At 72.0% G+C, this 2,064-nt stretch carries 1 protein-coding gene and 1 pseudogene; both read left to right on the top strand.

The genetic code is table 11. The features are described 5' to 3' along the window. Nucleotides 1–127 precede the first annotated feature (127 nt). Nucleotides 128–1,594 carry an indolepyruvate oxidoreductase subunit beta family protein gene (locus VFM98_RS01900; RefSeq protein WP_325108196.1) on the top strand — a complete coding sequence of 489 codons (1,467 nt, stop codon included), beginning with the start codon at nucleotides 128–130 and terminating at the stop codon, nucleotides 1,592–1,594. Between the two features lie 54 nt (nucleotides 1,595–1,648). Then, a pseudogene (locus tag VFM98_RS01895) lies at nucleotides 1,649–2,064 on the top strand (C4-dicarboxylate ABC transporter substrate-binding protein); the annotation flags it as partial.

Raw genomic sequence — 2,064 nt, 5'->3', positions numbered from 1 at the left:
CCTCGTTCTATCGCGCCTCGATCGTGAACAACCCGACGCGCTGGGAACGTTGGCGCCAGCGCGTGCGCGGCGCGGTGATCGGCTGGCTGCAACGGCGCATCGAGCGCCGGCTGGAAGGGCTGGCGGCATGAACGAACCGCGCGCCATCTCCATCGCCCTGCTCGCCATGGGCGGCGAAGGCGGCGGGGTGCTGGCCGATTGGCTGGTGGACCTGGCGGAGCACGAGGGCTTCGTCGCCCAGGCCACTTCGGTGCCCGGCGTGGCGCAGCGCACCGGCGCAACGCTCTACTACATCGAGATGTTCCCGCGCAGCGCCGTGCCCGGCGGGGCGCAGCCGGTGCTGGCCCTGGCGCCGGTGCCGGGCGAGGTCGACGTGGTGATCGCATCCGAGCTCATGGAGGCCGGCCGGGCGCTGCAGCGCGGGCTGGTGACGCCGGCGCGCACGACCCTGGTGACGTCGACGCATCGCGTGTACTCGATGGCCGAGCGCACCGCGCTCGGAGACGCGCGGGTGGATGCGGACAAGCTGCTGCAGGGCGCGCAGGCGGCTGCGCACCGGCTGGTGGCGGCGGATTTCGCGCAGGTGGCGGAGCGCGCAGGCGCGCCGATCGCGGCGGCGCTGTGCGGGGCGCTGGCCGCCTCGGGGGCGCTGCCCTTCGGGAAGCAAGCGTTCGAGGAGACGATCCGGCGCGGCGGGGTGGGCGTGGAGGCGAGCCTGCGGGCTTTCGGGGCCGGGTTCGAGGCCGCGCTGGATTCCCGCCTGCGCGGGAATGACACTCCACCACCCACCCGGCTCGGCCCTCGGCTGGCTACGCTGGAGCAACGCATCGTCACCGAGTTCCCCACGGCAGTCCACGAGGTGCTGCGCGCCGGCGTGCTGCGGCTCGCGGACTACCAGGACCCGCCCTACGCCGCGCAACTGCTGGACCGCCTCGCGCCCCTGCGCAACGCGCCCTCCGAGCTGCTGCACGAAACCGCCCGCCATCTCGCCCTCTGGATGAGTTACGAGGACGCGATCCGCGTGGCCGACCTCAAGACGCGCCGCAGCCGCTTCGAGCGCGTCGCCTCCGAGGTGCGCCTCGCCGACGCGCAGCTGCTCGAAATCGGCGAATTCATGCACCCGCGGCCGCAGGAGATCGCGGACATCCTGCCGGAGTCGCTCGGGCGTTGGCTGCTGTCCTCCGCGCTTGCCCGGCGCGTGCTGGAACCCGCGACGCGCAAGGGCAAGGTCGTGCGCACCAGCACGCTGCGCGGCTACCTGCTGCTGTACGCCATCGCCGCCCTGCGCCCGCTGCGCCCGCGCTCGCTGCGGTTTCGCGAGGAGCAGCAGCACATCGAGACGTGGCTGGCTCACGTCCAGCGCCTGGCCGCCGCGCAGCCCGCGCTGGCGCTGGAAGTGGCACGCGCCCAGCGGCTGGTGAAGGGTTACGGCGACACGCACGCGCGCGGCTGGTCCAGCTTCGAGCGCCTGATGGCGACGCTGCCGCGGCTGGAGAACACCGCCGACGGCGGCCCGCGGCTGCGCAACCTGGCGCAGGCCGCGCTCGCCGACGACAGCGGCGCGGCGCTGGAACGCGAGCTCGCGTCTCTCTGAATTGACCCGCGCGGCCCCTGCCGCTAAGGTCCCTGCACCTTAGGAGACCAGACCATGGAAAGACGCACGTTCGTCCGCGCCGGGGCGGCGGCGCTCGCGGCCGGCATCGCCGGCGGGGCGGCCGCGCAGGAAGTGACTCTGCGCCTCGTGAGCGCCTTCGCCGAGAACGGCATCTACGTGCAGCGCCTGCAGCCGTGGATCCAGAAGTTCAACGCCGAAGGCAAGGGCCTGCTGCAGATCAACTTCATCGGCGGGCCGCGCGCCATCCCCACCTTCGAGGTCGGCAACGCGGTGAAGACGGGCGTGGTGGACATGGCGATGTCCACCGGGGCCTTCTATACGAACGTGATGCCGGAAGCGGACTTCCTGAAGCTCACCCAGATCACCGTGGCGGAGCAGCGCAAAAATGGCGCGTTCGATGCCATCAACCAGGTCTGGAACGAGAAGGCCAACATGCAGTACCTGGCCCG

Origin of the sequence: Ramlibacter sp. (assembly GCF_035706265.1) — a bacterium.
Classification (GTDB): domain Bacteria; phylum Pseudomonadota; class Gammaproteobacteria; order Burkholderiales; family Burkholderiaceae_C; genus Ramlibacter.
Note: the sequence above shows the minus strand (reverse complement) of the source record. Positions and strands in the feature narration are given on the sequence as shown.